Raw genomic sequence first — 20,891 nt, forward strand, 5'->3', positions numbered from 1 at the left:
TAAACTGAACAGACTTCAAAAGGATCCCCAATGGCTACCGCATCACTTGCAAAAACAACGACTAAAACAAAAAAGCAAAAGGCAGCCAAGGTTCAACCTAAAGTTGTCACTTTCGAATGGAAGGGAACCAATCGTGACGGTAAAAAAACCAGTGGTGAACTGCGCGGCACATCATCGGCAGAAATTAAAGCCCAATTAAAATCTCAAGGGGTTAACCCGAAGGTTGTTAAGAAGAAAGCTGAACCATTATTTAAACGTGATCCAAAAATTAAAGCAATGGACATAGCCATGATCACCCGCCAAATAGCAACTATGCTGGCGGCTGGTGTTCCCATTGTTACCACCCTTGAAATGCTGGGGCGTGGACATGAAAAACCAAAGATGCGTGAGTTATTAGGTACCATAGTAAGCGATGTCCAAGCCGGTATTCCTTTATCCGACTCTCTAAGACCCCACAAAAAATATTTTGATGATCTCTATGTGGATTTAGTTGGTGCGGGTGAGCATTCTGGCTCGCTAGACGCTGTATTCGATCGTATTGCAACCTATCGAGAAAAAGCTGAGGCACTCAAATCAAAAATTAAAAAAGCGATGTTTTACCCTGCTGCAGTGGTAATCGTAGCCATAGCAGTTACTACTTTATTACTTCTTTTTGTTGTACCTCAGTTTGAAAGCATTTTTGCGGGCTTTGGTGCTGAGTTACCAGCTTTTACACAAATGATCGTGGGATTATCCCGCTGGTTACAATCATCATGGTATTTTTTTGTCATTGGAATTATTGCAACAGTTTGGGCCTTCAGGAGGGCACATCTTAATTCTCAAAACTTCCGTAATAGAATCGATGAACTCGTTCTAAAAATTCCAGTAATAGGAGACATACTCCATAAAGCGGCAATGGCACGCTTTGCAAGAACCTTAGCTACAACTTTTGCTGCTGGGGTGCCACTAATTGATGGGCTCGAATCTGCAGCAGGCGCTTCAGGTAACTATGTCTATCGTAGCGCACTGACTAAAGTTCGTACCGAGGTAATGTCGGGTATGCAGATGAATGTCGCCATGCGGACCACAGGTCTCTTTCCCGATATGCTTATCCAGATGGTTATGATAGGTGAAGAATCTGGTGGACTCGACGAGATGCTTAATAAAGTCGCCAACATTTACGAGATGCAAGTCGATGATGCAGTTGACGCTTTATCAAGCTTAATAGAACCTATGATGATGGTCGTAATAGGTACCCTAGTAGGTGGTTTGATTGTCGGTATGTATCTTCCTATCTTCCAGTTAGGCAACGTTGTCGGCTAACCATCCACTTTTACTTTTTCAATAACAAGAATAAGCATTTTCAATGACTGATTTTATCCAATTAATGGCTCAGTACCCTTTGCTGTTTGCCGCAATTTCCTTTGCCTTTGCCGCGGTCATTGGCAGCTTTTTAAATGTAGTGATTCATCGCCTTCCCGTGATGATGAAAAGAGAATGGCAAGAGGAATGCAACCAATATCTCGACGAATACCACAAGGCTAACGTTACAGAAATTAAAGATAAGCTAGCCCAGCCTATCGATGATTTTCCAGAAAAATACAATCTTATCGTTCCGGGCTCATCTTGCCCTAAGTGTAAAACCGATATAAAACCTTGGCACAACATCCCCATAGTTGGGTGGTTAATGCTAGGAGGTAAGTGCGCTCATTGTAAGACAAATATTTCTGTAAGGTACCCCATCATAGAAGCCTTAACAGGGTTTGCAGTGGCCTACCTCGCTTACCATTTTGGCCCAACTTGGCAATTTGTCTTTGCCACCATTCTGACCTTTGGTCTAGTAGCCTTAACAGGAATAGATCTCGATGAGATGCTGCTGCCGGATCAGGTCACTTTGCCACTCTTATGGATTGGCCTACTTATAAATCTAAATGGCACCTATGTCTCGATTACAGATGCGGTCATTGGCGCTTCTGCAGGCTATATGAGCCTTTGGAGCGTGTTCTGGGGATTCAAAATATTAACCGGCAAGGAAGGTATGGGTTATGGCGACTTTAAGCTATTAGCCGTATTCGGTGCCTGGTTTGGCTGGCAATTACTGCCCCTCATCATCCTGTTATCCTCCATTGTTGGCGCACTAGTTGGCTTGCTGCTCATCGTCAATAAGAAGATCAATTCTGGCAATCCCATACCATTTGGCCCTTATATCGCCTTAGCAGGCTGGATAGCCATGATTTGGGGTGAGAATATAGTAAATTGGTACCTATCTACCTTATAGCCTTTAGCTAAGAAAACATCATGTCGAAATTTGTTGTAGGCCTCACCGGCGGTATAGGAAGCGGCAAGACAACTGTCGCCAACTTGTTTGGCGAATTGGGTATTGATCTTGTTGACGCAGATGTTGTCAGTAGAGAGGTTGTCGCCAAGGGAACGAAAGGGCTAACCGAAATTGCTCATCATTTTGGTCCAAGCGTCCTACTTGAAAATGGTGAGCTCAATCGCGCTGCTTTAAGAGAAAAAATTTTTAACGACCCATCTGCAAGAGAGTGGTTGAATAACCTTCTGCACCCGTTAATTCGGACGGAAATGTTAACACAATTGCAAAATGCGACCTCGGCCTACGCAATTTTAGTTGTCCCCTTGCTATTTGAGAACGGTTTAGATAGGTTAGTCAATTGCACTTTAGTGGTTGATATTTCGCCAGAGTTACAAATAAAGCGGACCACTGAAAGGGATGCTGTCGATGCGCAGCAAGTAAAAAATATAATAGCTAGCCAGGCGAGCAGAGACGAAAAACTATCTAAAGCCGATGATGTTATCGATAATCGAGGTGATATCTCGGCATTAAAAGAAAAAGTCGCTGCATTACATAATAAATACATAAAATTAGCCGCTCAGACTTGATAATCATCATGAATGAATTGATCTATGAACAACCGCTAAACGAGAAGACTCGAAGCTACCTTAGGCTAGAGTACCTCGCTAATCAGGTGCAAAGTAATTTAGATCAAGATCATCAACATCGTTGTTTCTATCCGTTATTTTCTCTTTGTGAACTCACCGAACGTTGTGACTATCGCGGTGAAATTATAAAAGACATCGATAAGCAGCTCATAAACCTCAAAAAATGGCAGCACCTCCCCCACATCGATGAGCAGCAGGTAGAAGGCTATATCGATCAGATGCAAGAGGCGAGAGTTAAGCTAATCCGCTGTGAACGACCCGGTCAAAAACTAAAACAAGACAGATTTCTCTCAGCATTACGCCAGCGATTTGGCATGCCAGGTGCCTGCTGTAATTTCGATCTACCCCAGCTACATTACTGGTTAGCCAAACCCTGGGAAGTACGCCAGCAAGAGTACAAGAACTGGACAGAACATTTCGAATGCCTGTTAACACCAATCAAATTACTACTTGAGCTCACCCGTAAAACAACCGTTTATAACCCTGCAACGGCCACCGCTGGCTTTTATCAAGGGTCGAGCACTCAAGCCCTCTCACTTATCCGAGTGAAGATAGATCCCGCTCAGGGATGCTACCCCACCATCAGTGGCAACCGTAACCGCTACGCCATACATTTCGTCTTATTTGACCAACAAAAACACTCAGACAGATCGATAGACTTTATGTTGGCAACCTGCACCTAAAGTGGTTTACCATAGCCGACTGTTACAAACCGGCCTATGGGAATGTTTATGCCAACCACAGTTAAGTGCCCTACCTGCCAGAAAGAGGTGCTTTGGTCAAAAGAATCTCAATTTAAACCCTTCTGCAGTGAAAGATGTAAGCTGATCGACCTTGGCGACTGGGCATCAGAAAAGCACGCCATCCCAGTAAAACCCGAGTTTGATCCCGAAGCCCTAGATTCATTAGGCTATGAAGAAGCAGACTTTTTTAAGGACCACTAAATGAAACGTGTGCACGTCGCGGTAGGCATAGTATTCGATGAACAAGAGCAGATCTTACTTGCCAAACGCCCAGATCATCTACACCAAGGTGGGAAGTGGGAATTTCCTGGTGGCAAGGTCGAATCTGGTGAGACAACCTCCGAAGCGCTGATAAGAGAGTTAAGGGAGGAAGTTGCAATAAAAGTTACCTCCACAAGCCCCTTAATGGCAATTTCCCACGATTATCCGGATAAACAGGTATATCTTGATATCCATACAGTAAAATCCTTTTCTGGTGAAGCTCAGGGACTTGAAGGCCAAGAAGTTAAATGGGCTAGACTCGACGAGCTCAAAGACTTTGACTTTCCAGAAGCCAATACGCCCATCATAGAAAAGCTCCTCTCTTTATAGCAAAGAATCCGAAAGCCCGAAAATCAGCTCGGGCTTTACACTTCTTTTCTAGCAAATCGCAATCGCTTTCAACGTACCACTTCCTGAAGATGGATTCTCGAATAAGTACGATCGATATGAGATAAACGACTTATACAATGGCTTTAATTAAAATCTCCGTCACTCACCAAATAATCATCAGCCAGACACCATTAAACCTCATTGGCTAGTGTCATACATAATGGTATTGAAAAGCCACGCATCGGGCCAAATAGAATCTCAGTTGCTAGCTTCAGCCCAGACTCCGTCTTGTTACCCATCACGAATGCGAAATATACAGACTTAGTCAGATTTATCATTCGCCGTCTTTTACTTGAGAGCAAATTCAGCCCCTTATCAAGCAATACATATAGGCTTCAAACTAGAAATTCCACCGTGTTTAATTAAGAAATTAAGGCTCTAACATGAGGGCGTAAGACATCCGCTTGTCAAGCGCAGCTTGATGAATTACTGGAGCGCGAAGCAGCTAGGCTGCGAGCTGAGGGCAAGGCACATGGAAATACCGAATGCCATAAACGCAATATGCAGTTTATGGGCAAGCTCAGCGGTGGGCGACCGCCTTGGATGGCGGAAATGCAGTTTAATGATTGGAGCACTTAACTGCCACCCACGAAGTGGCTGTGGGCTGCGTGTGAAGCAACACTTTCACGCGACCTACATGGATGTAGGAAGTGCAATAAATTACTGGGAACAATTTAGACGCCTGTCATGGCCAGCTCCGCTAAAGCTTCGCGCTCATAAGCACATCGCTGTCGCGATATTCGCCCTACTTCACATGGAAATGCACTTCACTACGTTCGGGCTCTTTATATTCCCCATGTTCCAGTAGATATTTCAAAAGCTGTTAAACGAAAAAATCCCCAGCACGTAGTGCTGGGGATTTCTCGTTTATTAGGCGCCTGGAAATGACCTACTCTCACATGGGGAGACCCCACACTACCATCGGCGCGATTGCGTTTCACTTCTGAGTTCGGGATGGGATCAGGTGGGACCACAATGCTATGGTTTCCAGACAAATTTGGAAATTCGGAAAGCTGTACTCTTATCTAAGAGTCAATCTGAGTTCGCACTTCAATCAAGTACTTTGTATTCTTTTGATTACGTAAAACCATTATACGAAACCCTTTTGGGTTGTATGGTTAAGCCTCACGAGTCATTAGTACAGGTTAGCTCAACGCCTCACAACGCTTACACACCCTGCCTATCAACGTCCTAGTCTCGGACGGCTCTTTAGAGACCTTAAAGGTCTAGGGATGACTCATCTTAGGGCTCGCTTCCCGCTTAGATGCTTTCAGCGGTTATCGATTCCGAACGTAGCTACCGGGCAATGCCATTGGCATGACAACCCGAACACCAGCGGTTCGTCCACTCCGGTCCTCTCGTACTAGGAGCAGCTCCCTTCAATCATCCAACGCCCACGGCAGATAGGGACCGAACTGTCTCACGACGTTCTGAACCCAGCTCGCGTACCACTTTAAATGGCGAACAGCCATACCCTTGGGACCGACTTCAGCCCCAGGATGTGATGAGCCGACATCGAGGTGCCAAACACCGCCGTCGATATGAACTCTTGGGCGGTATCAGCCTGTTATCCCCGGAGTACCTTTTATCCGTTGAGCGATGGCCCTTCCATTCAGAACCACCGGATCACTATGACCTGCTTTCGCACCTGCTCGACGTGTATGTCTCGCAGTTAAGCTGGCTTATGCCATTGCACTAACCGTACGATGTCCGACCGTACTTAGCCAACCTTCGTGCTCCTCCGTTACTCTTTGGGAGGAGACCGCCCCAGTCAAACTACCCACCAGGCACTGTCCTCAACCCCGATTCAGGGGCCAGAGTTAGAACATCAACACTACAAGGGTGGTATTTCAAGGATGACTCCACGAGAACTGGCGTTCCCGCTTCAAAGTCTCCCACCTATCCTACACATGTAGGGTCAATGTTCAGTGCCAAGCTATAGTAAAGGTTCACGGGGTCTTTCCGTCTAGCCGCGGGTATACGGCATCTTCACCGCAATTTCAACTTCACTGAGTCTCGGCTGGAGACAGCGTGGCCATCATTACGCCATTCGTGCAGGTCGGAACTTACCCGACAAGGAATTTCGCTACCTTAGGACCGTTATAGTTACGGCCGCCGTTTACCGGGGCTTCGATCATGAGCTTCTCCGAAGATAACCCAATCAATTAACCTTCCGGCACCGGGCAGGCGTCACACCGTATACGTCATCTTGCGATTTTGCACAGTGCTGTGTTTTTGATAAACAGTTGCAGCCACCTGGTATCTGCGACTCCCGTCAGCTTAGAGAGCAAGTCTCATCACCAACAGGAGCGTACCTTCTCCCGAAGTTACGGTACCATTTTGCCTAGTTCCTTCAGCCGAGTTCTCTCAAGCGCCTTGGTATTCTCTACCCGACCACCTGTGTCGGTTTGGGGTACGATTCCTGCTAACCTGAAGCTTAGAAGATTTTCCTGGAAGCATGGCATCAACTACTTCATCACCGTAGTGACTCGTCATCAACTCTCAGTATTAGGTACCCGGATTTGCCTAAGTACCCTACCTACAGCCTTAAACGCGGACAACCAACGCCGCGCTAGCCTAGCCTTCTCCGTCTCTCCATCGCAGTTAGCAGAAGTACGGGAATATTAACCCGTTTCCCATCGACTACGCCTTTCGGCCTCGCCTTAGGGGTCGACTCACCCTGCCCCGATTAACGTTGGACAGGAACCCTTGGTCTTTCGGCGAGGAGGTTTTTCACCCCCTTTATCGTTACTCATGTCAGCATTCGCACTTCTGATACCTCCAGCGTGGGTTACCCCTTCACCTTCAACGGCTTACAGAACGCTCCTCTACCGCACTAGCGCAAGCGCTAGTACCCATAGCTTCGGTGTATTGCTTAGCCCCGTTATATCTTCCGCGCAGGCCGACTCGACTAGTGAGCTATTACGCTTTCTTTAAATGATGGCTGCTTCTAAGCCAACATCCTAGCTGTCTAAGCCTTCCCACATCGTTTCCCACTTAGCAATAACTTTGGGACCTTAGCTGATGGTCTGGGTTGTTTCCCTTTTCACGACGGACGTTAGCACCCGCCGTGTGTCTCCCGAGTAGTACTCATTGGTATTCGGAGTTTGCAAAGGGTTGGTAAGTCGGGATGACCCCCTAGCCTTAACAGTGCTCTACCCCCAATGGTATTCGCTCGAGGCGCTACCTAAATAGCTTTCGAGGAGAACCAGATATCTCCCGGTTTGATTGGCCTTTCACCCCCAGCCACAAGTCATCACCGCATTTTTCAACATACGTGTGTTCGGTCCTCCAGTTGATGTTACTCAACCTTCAACCTGCCCATGGCTAGATCACCGGGTTTCGGGTCTACACCTTGCAACTAAACGCGCAGTTAACACTCGGTTTCCCTACGGCTCCGCTATTCGCTTAACCTCGCTACAAAATGTAAGTCGCTGACCCATTATACAAAAGGTACGCAGTCACGGTCTCAAGAACCGCTCCCACTGCTTGTACGTATACGGTTTCAGGTTCTATTTCACTCCCCTCACAGGGGTTCTTTTCGCCTTTCCCTCACGGTACTGGTTCACTATCGGTCAGTCAGGAGTATTTAGCCTTGGAGGATGGTCCCCCCATATTCGAACAAGATATCACGTGTCCCGTCCTACTCGTTTTCACCTAAAGTTAGTTTTCATGTACGGGGCTATCACCCTGTATCGCTGTGCTTTCCAACACATTCCACTAACACCCTCTAGGCTTAAGGGCTAATCCCCGTTCGCTCGCCGCTACTAGGGGAATCTCGGTTGATTTCTTTTCCTAAGGGTACTTAGATGTTTCAGTTCCCCTCGTTCGCCTCACTAAGCTATGTATTCACTTAGTGATGACACCTTATGGTGCCGGGTTTCCCCATTCGGACATCGTTAGCTCAAATGCTTGTTACTAGCTCGCCAACGCTTTTCGCAAGTTACTACGTCCTTCATCGCCTCTGACTGCCAAGGCATCCACCGTATACGCTTAGTCACTTAACCATACAACCCAAATGAGTTTCATCTGAGTCGCATCGCAACTAACGGTTTCTACTTTCGCCAAAAGAATACTCAAGTCACTTGATTAAAGTGTGTTTTGAGAACTCAATTATTTTTCGCAATAATCTTTCGATTATTACTATCAGCTTTCCAAATTTTTAAAGAACAAGCATCGTCGCTCGGACGTGCCACTCGCTCTAACAAGAACAAGTTATCTGTGTGAACACTCAACAAATATCAGTCAATCGTATAGGTAAGGAGGTGATCCAGCCCCAGGTTCCCCTAGGGCTACCTTGTTACGACTTCACCCCAGTCATGAACCACACCGTGGTAAACGCCCTCCCGAAGGTTAAGCTATCTACTTCTGGTGCAGCCCACTCCCATGGTGTGACGGGCGGTGTGTACAAGGCCCGGGAACGTATTCACCGTGGCATTCTGATCCACGATTACTAGCGATTCCGACTTCATGGAGTCGAGTTGCAGACTCCAATCCGGACTACGACCGGCTTTGTGAGATTAGCTCCACCTCGCGGCTTCGCAACCCTCTGTACCGACCATTGTAGCACGTGTGTAGCCCTACTCGTAAGGGCCATGATGACTTGACGTCGTCCCCACCTTCCTCCGGTTTATCACCGGCAGTCTCCCTAAAGTTCCCGGCATTACCCGCTGGCAAGTAAGGATAAGGGTTGCGCTCGTTGCGGGACTTAACCCAACATTTCACAACACGAGCTGACGACAGCCATGCAGCACCTGTCTCAGAGTTCCCGAAGGCACCAATCCATCTCTGGAAAGTTCTCTGGATGTCAAGAGTAGGTAAGGTTCTTCGCGTTGCATCGAATTAAACCACATGCTCCACCGCTTGTGCGGGCCCCCGTCAATTCATTTGAGTTTTAACCTTGCGGCCGTACTCCCCAGGCGGTCTACTTAATGCGTTAGCTTGAGAACCCAGTGTTCAAGACACCAAATTCCGAGTAGACATCGTTTACGGCGTGGACTACCAGGGTATCTAATCCTGTTTGCTCCCCACGCTTTCGTACCTGAGCGTCAGTCTTTGTCCAGGGGGCCGCCTTCGCCACCGGTATTCCTTCAGATCTCTACGCATTTCACCGCTACACCTGAAATTCTACCCCCCTCTACAAGACTCTAGTTGACCAGTTCGAAATGCAGTTCCCAGGTTAAGCCCGGGGCTTTCACATCTCGCTTAATCAACCGCCTGCGTACGCTTTACGCCCAGTAATTCCGATTAACGCTTGCACCCCTCGTATTACCGCGGCTGCTGGCACGAAGTTAGCCGGTGCTTCTTCTGCGAGTAACGTCACAGCTAACGGGTATTAACCGTTAACCTTTCCTCCTCGCTGAAAGTGCTTTACAACCCGAAGGCCTTCTTCACACACGCGGCATGGCTGCATCAGGCTTGCGCCCATTGTGCAATATTCCCCACTGCTGCCTCCCGTAGGAGTCTGGGCCGTGTCTCAGTCCCAGTGTGGCTGATCATCCTCTCAGAACAGCTAGGGATCGTCGCCTAGGTGAGCCATTACCTCACCTACTAGCTAATCCCACCTAGGTACATCCAATCGCAGAAGGTCCGAAGATCCCCTCTTTTCCCCCGTAGGGCGTATGCGGTATTAGCAGTCGTTTCCAACTGTTATCCCCCTCGACTGGGCAGTTCCCTAGGCATTACTCACCCGTCCGCCGCTCGTCAGCAAAGTAGCAAGCTACTTTCTGTTACCGCTCGACTTGCATGTGTTAGGCCTGCCGCCAGCGTTCAATCTGAGCCATGATCAAACTCTTCAATTAAAAGTTTTTTTGCTCCACTCTTTATTCAAAAGGAAGCGACTCAATGAATTCTGATTCACATAAATGACTCGGAAGAATCATCTACATGTTTGTACATATTGCTATGAACACTCACTATCTCTAGCAAAACTAGATTTAGTAAATCATGCATTGAGATTTAAATCGTTTTCGATTAACTCAATACCTGTGAGTGCCCACACAGATTTCTTGTTTTATCTTGTTAAAGAACGTTTGCCTCATACTGGAGTCCAGCGGGCTAGGGCTGCGTATTCTACGCTTCTCCCTGTCGGCGTCAAGCGCTTTTTTCAAAAGATTTTTAAGTGGTTAATTACTGTGCTTTCGCGCTGTAACTACCGGCTTAAAAACTCGAACCGCTTATCACCTTGACTCGACATTCGTTACCTACTCACTTGGTAAGTAGCGCCGTTTGCCGTGTCAGTGGGAGCGCATTATAGGGAGCCAAATCTTTTGCGCAAGGGCTTTTTTCAATAAAAATGAACTTATTTTTTATACCTGATATAAGCACACCCTTTACACAAATTACGCACAAAGTTATCCACAAAAGTGACAATTGAAACACTGGCACAGGCTGGTCACCGCTTACTTTCAAACATAGCAAACTGGCTAACGAGAGAGACTTGAGCGCTGACGGCCTATGCGCTTTATCTAAAAAGAAGGAAGTGACAATTGCCTTTACGGCCAGAATAAATATCTACCCATCACTGCTCCGGTAAAAATTAGGGAAAAGAAAAGATCGTGTTAGGCGATCGAAATATTTTTTTGAAGGAATTCTAATACCAGGCATGTTATAGAATGAAGAATTAAGGTATCCACTAAGCGTTTGACGAACTACTTACCATGGACGTTCAAAAGCGAAAATGAATGTAAATTAACTCAAAAACAGAAAAACATCTTTGCTCTATGAGACATTAGGCTATCAGGGTCAACTTGGCTAAGCAGGGAATAGCATGTATGGACCTGAATGCTTATGGTGATCCTAGGAAAAACATCTCAAGCCAATCGAGTAACCAATAAGGTTCAACTCTATAGTTGAAGGGTTAAATCATCTGATGCATGCAAAAGCTTGCATGCATGAATGGTGGCAATATCGCCCTTTAGATAAGCATACATAAGGGCTCATTTACCCTGGCACTTATCATCAGACATTGTCACGGCTCAACTAAATAAAGGACGTTTTGGATCTTTAGCGCCTATCGTGGACAGCTTCGAGCTAAGCTCTCTAAATCCTCCATTGTCTGCACCAAATTACATTTGATCGACGCAAGTTCTTCACTCCTATGCCGCTATGATTTGTGGAGATGTCGATTTAGCAGTATCCATTTATCGATCTATCACATGAGGCGTAAGAGACCCTCTTATTTAGCTCATCTTGATGGTTGGTTCTTGAAGGTGCCTGAAGCTAAGCTGCAAGCTGAGAAGCAAGAGAGCCCTGAACAGCTGAAGTGTCGATATTGCAGAATGCATTATCAACCTCAGCATGGGATTGTATCTCACTGCGTGAGGACGATTTACCTCCCCCATGTTCGAGTGAGATTCCTCGTTATTAGACGCCTGAAAATAATCTGCTCGGTTCGTGAAGCGAATACGTGGGGGTGAAAGTAGGGCTCTTTGAATAAGCATTATTTAGCCTGACTTGAACACGGAGAAGCTATGCTTCGCGGCCGATGACAAGGCACATGGATGTAGCGAATGTCATAAGCTCAGGATACGGTTTATCACCACGCCCGGCGGTGGGGCGACATCGGGGTAAGTTTTTTCTCAGAGTGTAGAAAGCAAAAAGCCCTAGCGTTTTAGGCTAGGGCTTTTTGCTATATTAGGCGTCTGGAAATGACCTACTCTCACATGGGGAGACCCCACACTACCATCGGCGCGATTGCGTTTCACTTCTGAGTTCGGGATGGGATCAGGTGGGACCACAATGCTATGGTTTCCAGACAAATTTAGTGGTGCTGATACCCAGAATCGAACTGGGGACCTCATCCTTACCAAGGATGCGCTCTACCGACTGAGCCATATCAGCACAAAACTGTTAAATAACTATGCGTCTTACTCTAAATGCGCTTGGTTATTTTGCTATACCTTAAAGGTTAAGCGAAATTAGTGTCTGGAAATGACCTACTCTCACATGGGGAGACCCCACACTACCATCGGCGCGATTGCGTTTCACTTCTGAGTTCGGGATGGGATCAGGTGGGACCACAATGCTATGGTTTCCAGACAAAATTGGAAATTTAGAAAGCTGTTTGAGTTCGCACTTCAATCAAGTACTTTGTATTCTTTTGATTACGTAAAACCATTACTTACTTTGCAGTAAAACCCTTTTGGGTTGTATGGTTAAGCCTCACGAGTCATTAGTACAGGTTAGCTCAACGCCTCACAACGCTTACACACCCTGCCTATCAACGTCCTAGTCTCGGACGGCTCTTTAGAGACCTTAAAGGTCTAGGGATGACTCATCTTAGGGCTCGCTTCCCGCTTAGATGCTTTCAGCGGTTATCGATTCCGAACGTAGCTACCGGGCAATGCCATTGGCATGACAACCCGAACACCAGCGGTTCGTCCACTCCGGTCCTCTCGTACTAGGAGCAGCTCCCTTCAATCATCCAACGCCCACGGCAGATAGGGACCGAACTGTCTCACGACGTTCTGAACCCAGCTCGCGTACCACTTTAAATGGCGAACAGCCATACCCTTGGGACCGACTTCAGCCCCAGGATGTGATGAGCCGACATCGAGGTGCCAAACACCGCCGTCGATATGAACTCTTGGGCGGTATCAGCCTGTTATCCCCGGAGTACCTTTTATCCGTTGAGCGATGGCCCTTCCATTCAGAACCACCGGATCACTATGACCTGCTTTCGCACCTGCTCGACGTGTATGTCTCGCAGTTAAGCTGGCTTATGCCATTGCACTAACCGTACGATGTCCGACCGTACTTAGCCAACCTTCGTGCTCCTCCGTTACTCTTTGGGAGGAGACCGCCCCAGTCAAACTACCCACCAGGCACTGTCCTCAACCCCGATTCAGGGGCCAGAGTTAGAACATCAACACTACAAGGGTGGTATTTCAAGGATGACTCCACGAGAACTGGCGTTCCCGCTTCAAAGTCTCCCACCTATCCTACACATGTAGGGTCAATGTTCAGTGCCAAGCTATAGTAAAGGTTCACGGGGTCTTTCCGTCTAGCCGCGGGTATACGGCATCTTCACCGCAATTTCAACTTCACTGAGTCTCGGCTGGAGACAGCGTGGCCATCATTACGCCATTCGTGCAGGTCGGAACTTACCCGACAAGGAATTTCGCTACCTTAGGACCGTTATAGTTACGGCCGCCGTTTACCGGGGCTTCGATCATGAGCTTCTCCGAAGATAACCCAATCAATTAACCTTCCGGCACCGGGCAGGCGTCACACCGTATACGTCATCTTGCGATTTTGCACAGTGCTGTGTTTTTGATAAACAGTTGCAGCCACCTGGTATCTGCGACTCCCGTCAGCTTAGAGAGCAAGTCTCATCACCAACAGGAGCGTACCTTCTCCCGAAGTTACGGTACCATTTTGCCTAGTTCCTTCAGCCGAGTTCTCTCAAGCGCCTTGGTATTCTCTACCCGACCACCTGTGTCGGTTTGGGGTACGATTCCTGCTAACCTGAAGCTTAGAAGATTTTCCTGGAAGCATGGCATCAACTACTTCATCACCGTAGTGACTCGTCATCAACTCTCAGTATTAGGTACCCGGATTTGCCTAAGTACCCTACCTACAGCCTTAAACGCGGACAACCAACGCCGCGCTAGCCTAGCCTTCTCCGTCTCTCCATCGCAGTTAGCAGAAGTACGGGAATATTAACCCGTTTCCCATCGACTACGCCTTTCGGCCTCGCCTTAGGGGTCGACTCACCCTGCCCCGATTAACGTTGGACAGGAACCCTTGGTCTTTCGGCGAGGAGGTTTTTCACCCCCTTTATCGTTACTCATGTCAGCATTCGCACTTCTGATACCTCCAGCGTGGGTTACCCCTTCACCTTCAACGGCTTACAGAACGCTCCTCTACCGCACTAGCGCAAGCGCTAGTACCCATAGCTTCGGTGTATTGCTTAGCCCCGTTATATCTTCCGCGCAGGCCGACTCGACTAGTGAGCTATTACGCTTTCTTTAAATGATGGCTGCTTCTAAGCCAACATCCTAGCTGTCTAAGCCTTCCCACATCGTTTCCCACTTAGCAATAACTTTGGGACCTTAGCTGATGGTCTGGGTTGTTTCCCTTTTCACGACGGACGTTAGCACCCGCCGTGTGTCTCCCGAGTAGTACTCATTGGTATTCGGAGTTTGCAAAGGGTTGGTAAGTCGGGATGACCCCCTAGCCTTAACAGTGCTCTACCCCCAATGGTATTCGCTCGAGGCGCTACCTAAATAGCTTTCGAGGAGAACCAGATATCTCCCGGTTTGATTGGCCTTTCACCCCCAGCCACAAGTCATCACCGCATTTTTCAACATACGTGTGTTCGGTCCTCCAGTTGATGTTACTCAACCTTCAACCTGCCCATGGCTAGATCACCGGGTTTCGGGTCTACACCTTGCAACTAAACGCGCAGTTAACACTCGGTTTCCCTACGGCTCCGCTATTCGCTTAACCTCGCTACAAAATGTAAGTCGCTGACCCATTATACAAAAGGTACGCAGTCACGGTCTCAAGAACCGCTCCCACTGCTTGTACGTATACGGTTTCAGGTTCTATTTCACTCCCCTCACAGGGGTTCTTTTCGCCTTTCCCTCACGGTACTGGTTCACTATCGGTCAGTCAGGAGTATTTAGCCTTGGAGGATGGTCCCCCCATATTCGAACAAGATATCACGTGTCCCGTCCTACTCGTTTTCACCTAAAGTTAGTTTTCATGTACGGGGCTATCACCCTGTATCGCTGTGCTTTCCAACACATTCCACTAACACCCTCTAGGCTTAAGGGCTAATCCCCGTTCGCTCGCCGCTACTAGGGGAATCTCGGTTGATTTCTTTTCCTAAGGGTACTTAGATGTTTCAGTTCCCCTCGTTCGCCTCACTAAGCTATGTATTCACTTAGTGATGACACCTTATGGTGCCGGGTTTCCCCATTCGGACATCGTTAGCTCAAATGCTTGTTACTAGCTCGCCAACGCTTTTCGCAAGTTACTACGTCCTTCATCGCCTCTGACTGCCAAGGCATCCACCGTATACGCTTAGTCACTTAACCATACAACCCAAATGAGTTTCATCTGAGTCGCATCGCAACTAACGGTTTCTACTTTCGCCAAAAGAATACTCAAGTCACTTGATTAAAGTGTGTTTTGAGAACTCAATTATTTTTCGCAATAACCTTTCGGTTATTACTATCAGCTTTCCAAATTTTTAAAGAGCGGGCTTAAAAAAGCCAAAGATAAATTCTGCATTTATCTTTGGCATCTCTAACCATAACTGCATGCTCTTTTTAAGAGCAAATGGTGGAGCTATGCGGGATCGAACCGCAGACCTCCTGCGTGCAAGGCAGGCGCTCTCCCAGCTGAGCTATAGCCCCATTACATGCAGCGAGAATAATACGTTTACCGAATCTTTCCAGTTGAAAAGATTGGTGGGTCAGAGTGGACTTGAACCACCGACCTCACCCTTATCAGGGGTGCGCTCTAACCAGCTGAGCTACAGACCCAACGTCATTCTCTATCTTCTATCAAGTAATCTGTGTGAACACTCAACAAATATCAATCAATCGTATAGGTAAGGAGGTGATCCAGCCCCAGGTTCCCCTAGGGCTACCTTGTTACGACTTCACCCCAGTCATGAACCACACCGTGGTAAACGCCCTCCCGAAGGTTAAGCTATCTACTTCTGGTGCAGCCCACTCCCATGGTGTGACGGGCGGTGTGTACAAGGCCCGGGAACGTATTCACCGTGGCATTCTGATCCACGATTACTAGCGATTCCGACTTCATGGAGTCGAGTTGCAGACTCCAATCCGGACTACGACCGGCTTTGTGAGATTAGCTCCACCTCGCGGCTTCGCAACCCTCTGTACCGACCATTGTAGCACGTGTGTAGCCCTACTCGTAAGGGCCATGATGACTTGACGTCGTCCCCACCTTCCTCCGGTTTATCACCGGCAGTCTCCCTAAAGTTCCCGGCATTACCCGCTGGCAAGTAAGGATAAGGGTTGCGCTCGTTGCGGGACTTAACCCAACATTTCACAACACGAGCTGACGACAGCCATGCAGCACCTGTCTCAGAGTTCCCGAAGGCACCAATCCATCTCTGGAAAGTTCTCTGGATGTCAAGAGTAGGTAAGGTTCTTCGCGTTGCATCGAATTAAACCACATGCTCCACCGCTTGTGCGGGCCCCCGTCAATTCATTTGAGTTTTAACCTTGCGGCCGTACTCCCCAGGCGGTCTACTTAATGCGTTAGCTTGAGAACCCAGTGTTCAAGACACCAAATTCCGAGTAGACATCGTTTACGGCGTGGACTACCAGGGTATCTAATCCTGTTTGCTCCCCACGCTTTCGTACCTGAGCGTCAGTCTTTGTCCAGGGGGCCGCCTTCGCCACCGGTATTCCTTCAGATCTCTACGCATTTCACCGCTACACCTGAAATTCTACCCCCCTCTACAAGACTCTAGTTGACCAGTTCGAAATGCAGTTCCCAGGTTAAGCCCGGGGCTTTCACATCTCGCTTAATCAACCGCCTGCGTACGCTTTACGCCCAGTAATTCCGATTAACGCTTGCACCCCTCGTATTACCGCGGCTGCTGGCACGAAGTTAGCCGGTGCTTCTTCTGCGAGTAACGTCACAGCTAACGGGTATTAACCGTTAACCTTTCCTCCTCGCTGAAAGTGCTTTACAACCCGAAGGCCTTCTTCACACACGCGGCATGGCTGCATCAGGCTTGCGCCCATTGTGCAATATTCCCCACTGCTGCCTCCCGTAGGAGTCTGGGCCGTGTCTCAGTCCCAGTGTGGCTGATCATCCTCTCAGAACAGCTAGGGATCGTCGCCTAGGTGAGCCATTACCTCACCTACTAGCTAATCCCACCTAGGTACATCCAATCGCAGAAGGTCCGAAGATCCCCTCTTTTCCCCCGTAGGGCGTATGCGGTATTAGCAGTCGTTTCCAACTGTTATCCCCCTCGACTGGGCAGTTCCCTAGGCATTACTCACCCGTCCGCCGCTCGTCAGCAAAGAAAGCAAGCTTTCCTCCTGTTACCGCTCGACTTGCATGTGTTAGGCCTGCCGCCAGCGTTCAATCTGAGCCATGATCAAACTCTTCAATTAAAAGTTTTTTGCTCCACTCTTTATTCAAAAGGAAGCGACTCAATGAATTCTGATTCACATAAATGACTCGGAAGAATCATCTACATGTTTGTACATATTGCTATGAACACTCATCGTTGCATTGAGATTTAAATCGTTTTCGATTAACTCAATACCTGTGAGTGTCCACACAGATTACTTGATAAATTGTTAAAGAGCGTTAGCACACCCCGGTGATTCCCGAGTGGCTAGGGCTGCGTATTCTACGCAATCCCTTGTTCGCGTCAAGCAGTTTTTGCAAACTTTTTGAGGCTTCACTTTTCAGTGACTGACCACCTTATCGCCTTGGCTACCAAGTGTTTCGACGCTGCGTTGTCTGCTTTGCCGTGTCAGTGGATGCGCATTATAGGCAGTTCTGATTTGGGCGCAAGTGGTTTTTTAAGAAAAATCAGACTTTTTTCAATCTTTTTAGATAGTCACATCATACGCACTATTTACCCCCAAAGTTATCCACAAATATTGGCATTTAGGCCAATTTTATACCTGCTGGTCATGGAACCTCGAGGATCAAAAAAGCCATCCTAAGGATGGCTTTTTATTATGCTTGGCTAAATCAGTCCACTTACTAAGATATAGTTTAGCTAATGCTGTTGCTTAACTAATGTTTTTGCTTAACTAAGTCTTAGCTCAACTTGGTCTTAACTCAACTTGCCGTGGCACTGCTTATACTTACGTCCCGAACCACAAGGGCAAGGATCGTTACGGCCAACCTTCTCCCCCTCACGCACCACTGGCTGAGTAGCGGCCAAGGCTTGCGCCTCTTCGGCACCTACGAGGGCTTCGGCTTCGGCGTGCTGATAATCGCGGCGCACCTTAGCTTCTTCCTGGCGACGACGCTCTTCCATCTCTTCAACGTCAGACTGCGCCTGAACCTGTACCTTAGAGAGAATGCTGATCACGTCATGCTTTAAAGATTCCAACATTTGCTGGAACAACTCGAAGGACTCACGCTTGTACTCTTGCTTAGGATTCTTCTGCGCATAGCCACGAAGGTGGATACCTTGACGCAGATGATCCATCGCCGCCAGATGCTCCTTCCACAGGCCATCCAGGGTCTGCAGCATCACGGCCTTCTCGAATTGACGTAGTACCTGGGCACCTACCATCTCTTCTTTAGCCTTATAAGCCTTCACCCAAATCTCGACGATACGCTCACGCAGCGTCTCTTCGTGCAGGTCATCTTCCTTATCCAACCACTCCTGAACAGGCATTCTTAACGCGTACTCTTGCTCGAGACGCGTCTCTAGGCCGGCAATGTCCCACAGCTCTTCAACCGATTGTGGTGGAATGTACTGGTCGATAAGACCATTAACCACATCGGCCTGGATGTTCACGATAGTGTCTTGAATGCTCTCGGCATCCATCAACTCGTTACGCTGAGCATATACTACCTGACGTTGGTCGTTGGCCACGTCATCGAACTCAAGCAGTTGCTTACGAATATCGAAGTTACGTGCCTCAACCTTACGCTGGGCGTTTTCAATCGCGCGGGATACCCATGGATGCTCGATCGCTTCACCTTTCTCCATGCCAAGCTTCTTCATCATAGATGAGACACGCTCAGAGGCGAAGATACGCATCAGGCTGTCTTCCATCGACAGATAGAAGCGTGATGAACCTGCATCACCCTGACGACCCGAACGGCCACGTAGCTGGTTATCGATACGACGTGATTCATGACGCTCGGTACCGAGAATATGTAGACCGCCTGCGGCAACCACTTCGTCGTGGCGCACCTGCCAATCGGCCTTGATCTTGGCTTTCTGCTCGGCAGTTGGGTTCTCGAGGGTATCGATCTCCATGTTCCAGTTACCGCCTAACACGATATCGGTACCACGACCCGCCATGTTGGTTGCGATGGTCACCGCGCCACTGCGACCCGCTTGGGCAACGATCTCGGCTTCACGCTCGTGGAACTTAGCGTTAAGTACTTCGTGAGGGATCTTCGCCTTCTTGAGCATGCTATGGAGCAGCTCAGATTGTTCGATAGAGACAGTACCCACCAGTACTGGCTGGCCACGGTCACGACAATCTATGATGTCTTTGATGATGGCATCGTATTTCTCTTCCGCCGTCAGGTAGACCAGATCCGCATGGTCCTTACGCACCATAGGGCGGTTGGTCGGGATAACTACAGTATCCAGGCCATAGATGTGTTGGAATTCGAACGCTTCGGTATCGGCAGTACCTGTCATACCGGCCAGTTTTTCATACTGACGGAAGAAGTTCTGGAAGGTGATAGACGCCAGCGTCTGGTTTTCATTTTGAATATGCACCCCTTCTTTGGCTTCTACCGCCTGGTGCAGACCTTCCGACCAGCGACGACCCGGCATGGTACGACCCGTGTGCTCATCGACGATGATCACTTCGTTATCTTGTACTATGTAGTCGACATCTTTTTCAAACAGGGTATGGGCGCGTAGCGCCGCGTTGACATGGTGTAACAGCGAGATATTGGCAGCAGAGTAGAGCGAATCGCCTTCGGCCAACATGCCACGTTCTGTCAGCAGGACTTCTACCTTCTCTTGACCACGCTCAGTCATGTGGACCTGCTTGGCCTTCTCATCGATAGAGTAATCGCCATCGCCGATCTCTTCCTCGGTATCTTCTTTGTCCTGACGGATAAGGTGAGGGATCAGGGTGTTGATCTTGATATAAAGCTCAGAGCTGTCTTCTGCGGCGCCCGAGATGATCAGTGGCGTACGCGCCTCATCAATCAGAATCGAGTCGACCTCATCGATCAGTGCATAATGCAGTGGACGCTGCACGCGCTCGTTAGGCGAGAATGCCATGTTGTCGCGCAGGTAATCGAAACCAAATTCGTTGTTGGTACCATAGGTAATGTCAGACGCGTAGGCCATCTTCTTCTCGGCCTGACCCATACCGGCGATGTTCACGCCGACTGTCATACCCAGGAATTCAAATAGAGGGCGGTTGTTTTCCGCGTCGCGACGGGCAAGGTAGTCGTTCACTGTGATCACGTGAACCCCTTTGCCGGTCAAGGCATTCAAATAGGCAGGGAGAGTTGCGGTCAGCGTCTTACCTTCACCGGTACGCATCTCGGCGATACGGTTACTGTCCAGTACCATACCACCCAGTAGCTGCACGTCGAAGTGACGCATCTCAAACACACGCTTAGAGGCTTCGCGCACTACGGCAAAGGCTTCCGGCATGACGTCGTCCAGCGTCTGGCCCGATTCCAATCGCTGCTTAAACTCGGCCGTCTTGGCTTTGAGTTCCTCGTCGGAAAACTTCTCAAAATCCGCTTCGAGGGCATTAATCTTTGTGACAATCTTACCGAGAGTTTTTAGGGTGCGATCGTTACGACTACCAAATATTTTTGTCAGTAATTTACCAAACATCTGAACCACTTTTATGTTGTTGGCTAAGTCCCTGTCGAGTCTAA

General features: G+C 48.3%; 7 protein-coding genes, 3 tRNA genes and 7 rRNA genes. 6 read left to right on the top strand and 11 right to left on the bottom strand.

Annotation, left to right across the window (positions count from 1 at the left end; translation table 11 throughout):
• Positions 1-30 precede the first annotated feature (30 nt).
• The 6 genes from K0I31_RS17780 to mutT are packed head-to-tail and all read left to right on the top strand — an operon-like array spanning position 31 to position 4,277.
• The gene (locus K0I31_RS17780) at positions 31-1,302 is read left to right on the top strand and encodes a type II secretion system F family protein (RefSeq protein ID WP_220079236.1); all 1,272 of its coding nucleotides are present in this window, start codon (positions 31-33) and stop codon (positions 1,300-1,302) included.
• A 43-nt stretch (positions 1,303-1,345) separates the two neighbouring features.
• Positions 1,346-2,257 (top strand): prepilin peptidase, encoded by a 912-nt coding sequence (locus K0I31_RS17785; RefSeq protein ID WP_220079237.1) that lies wholly within the window; start codon positions 1,346-1,348, stop codon positions 2,255-2,257.
• Positions 2,258-2,277: 20 nt separating this feature from the next.
• Entirely contained in the window at positions 2,278-2,883 is a 606-nt protein-coding gene (coaE, locus tag K0I31_RS17790) for a dephospho-CoA kinase (RefSeq protein ID WP_011867237.1), read from the top strand.
• Positions 2,884-2,891: 8 nt separating this feature from the next.
• Entirely contained in the window at positions 2,892-3,626 is a 735-nt protein-coding gene (gene zapD, locus K0I31_RS17795) for a cell division protein ZapD (RefSeq protein WP_011867238.1), read from the top strand.
• A 48-nt stretch (positions 3,627-3,674) separates the two neighbouring features.
• The gene (yacG, locus tag K0I31_RS17800; RefSeq protein ID WP_041407493.1) at positions 3,675-3,887 is read left to right on the top strand and encodes a DNA gyrase inhibitor YacG; all 213 of its coding nucleotides are present in this window, start codon (positions 3,675-3,677) and stop codon (positions 3,885-3,887) included.
• Positions 3,888-4,277: an 8-oxo-dGTP diphosphatase MutT gene (gene mutT, locus K0I31_RS17805; protein WP_011867240.1), complete on the top strand. Its 390-nt coding sequence runs from the start codon at positions 3,888-3,890 to the stop codon at positions 4,275-4,277.
• Between the two features lie 936 nt (positions 4,278-5,213).
• On the opposite strand, the gene rrf (K0I31_RS17810) is transcribed toward mutT, so the two are convergent.
• From rrf (K0I31_RS17810) to secA, 11 genes are all read right to left on the bottom strand, one after another.
• Positions 5,214-5,329 (bottom strand): 5S ribosomal RNA (gene rrf / locus K0I31_RS17810).
• Positions 5,330-5,451: 122 nt separating this feature from the next.
• Positions 5,452-8,344 (bottom strand): 23S ribosomal RNA (locus K0I31_RS17815).
• A gap of 251 nt (positions 8,345-8,595) precedes the next feature.
• Positions 8,596-10,138: ribosomal RNA gene (locus tag K0I31_RS17820) — 16S ribosomal RNA — on the bottom strand.
• A gap of 1,840 nt (positions 10,139-11,978) precedes the next feature.
• Positions 11,979-12,094: ribosomal RNA gene (gene rrf / locus K0I31_RS17825) — 5S ribosomal RNA — on the bottom strand.
• A 9-nt stretch (positions 12,095-12,103) separates the two neighbouring features.
• A tRNA-Thr gene (locus K0I31_RS17830) sits at positions 12,104-12,179 on the bottom strand.
• 82 nt (positions 12,180-12,261) lie between these two features.
• Positions 12,262-12,377 (bottom strand): 5S ribosomal RNA (rrf, locus tag K0I31_RS17835).
• Positions 12,378-12,489: 112 nt separating this feature from the next.
• A 23S ribosomal RNA gene (locus tag K0I31_RS17840) occupies positions 12,490-15,382 on the bottom strand.
• 245 nt (positions 15,383-15,627) lie between these two features.
• Positions 15,628-15,703: transfer RNA gene (locus K0I31_RS17845), tRNA-Ala, on the bottom strand.
• A gap of 52 nt (positions 15,704-15,755) precedes the next feature.
• Positions 15,756-15,832 (bottom strand) — tRNA-Ile (locus K0I31_RS17850).
• Positions 15,833-15,901: 69 nt separating this feature from the next.
• Positions 15,902-17,446 (bottom strand): 16S ribosomal RNA (locus K0I31_RS17855).
• Together the 16S, 23S and 5S rRNA genes with 3 tRNA genes alongside form the textbook arrangement of a ribosomal RNA operon.
• Positions 17,447-18,123: 677 nt before the next feature.
• A complete protein-coding gene (gene secA, locus K0I31_RS17860) occupies positions 18,124-20,847 on the bottom strand; it encodes a preprotein translocase subunit SecA (RefSeq protein ID WP_220079238.1) in 2,724 nt (907 codons plus the stop codon).
• Positions 20,848-20,891: the final 44 nt, after the last annotated feature.

Source organism: Shewanella spartinae, from assembly GCF_019457555.1.
In the GTDB taxonomy this organism is placed as follows: Bacteria; Pseudomonadota; Gammaproteobacteria; order Enterobacterales; family Shewanellaceae; genus Shewanella; species Shewanella loihica.

Bases quoted from the DNA above. Each gene is read 5' to 3' on its own strand.
- K0I31_RS17780 (WP_220079236.1), top strand. From the start codon at position 31: ATGGCTACCGCATCACTTGCAAAAACAACGACTAAAACAAAAAAGCAA.
- K0I31_RS17785 (WP_220079237.1), top strand. From the start codon at position 1,346: ATGACTGATTTTATCCAATTAATGGCTCAGTACCCTTTGCTGTTTGCC.
- coaE (WP_011867237.1), top strand. From the start codon at position 2,278: ATGTCGAAATTTGTTGTAGGCCTCACCGGCGGTATAGGAAGCGGCAAG.
- zapD (WP_011867238.1), top strand. From the start codon at position 2,892: ATGAATGAATTGATCTATGAACAACCGCTAAACGAGAAGACTCGAAGC.
- yacG (WP_041407493.1), top strand. From the start codon at position 3,675: ATGCCAACCACAGTTAAGTGCCCTACCTGCCAGAAAGAGGTGCTTTGG.
- mutT (WP_011867240.1), top strand. From the start codon at position 3,888: ATGAAACGTGTGCACGTCGCGGTAGGCATAGTATTCGATGAACAAGAG.
- secA (WP_220079238.1), bottom strand. From the start codon at position 20,847: ATGTTTGGTAAATTACTGACAAAAATATTTGGTAGTCGTAACGATCGC.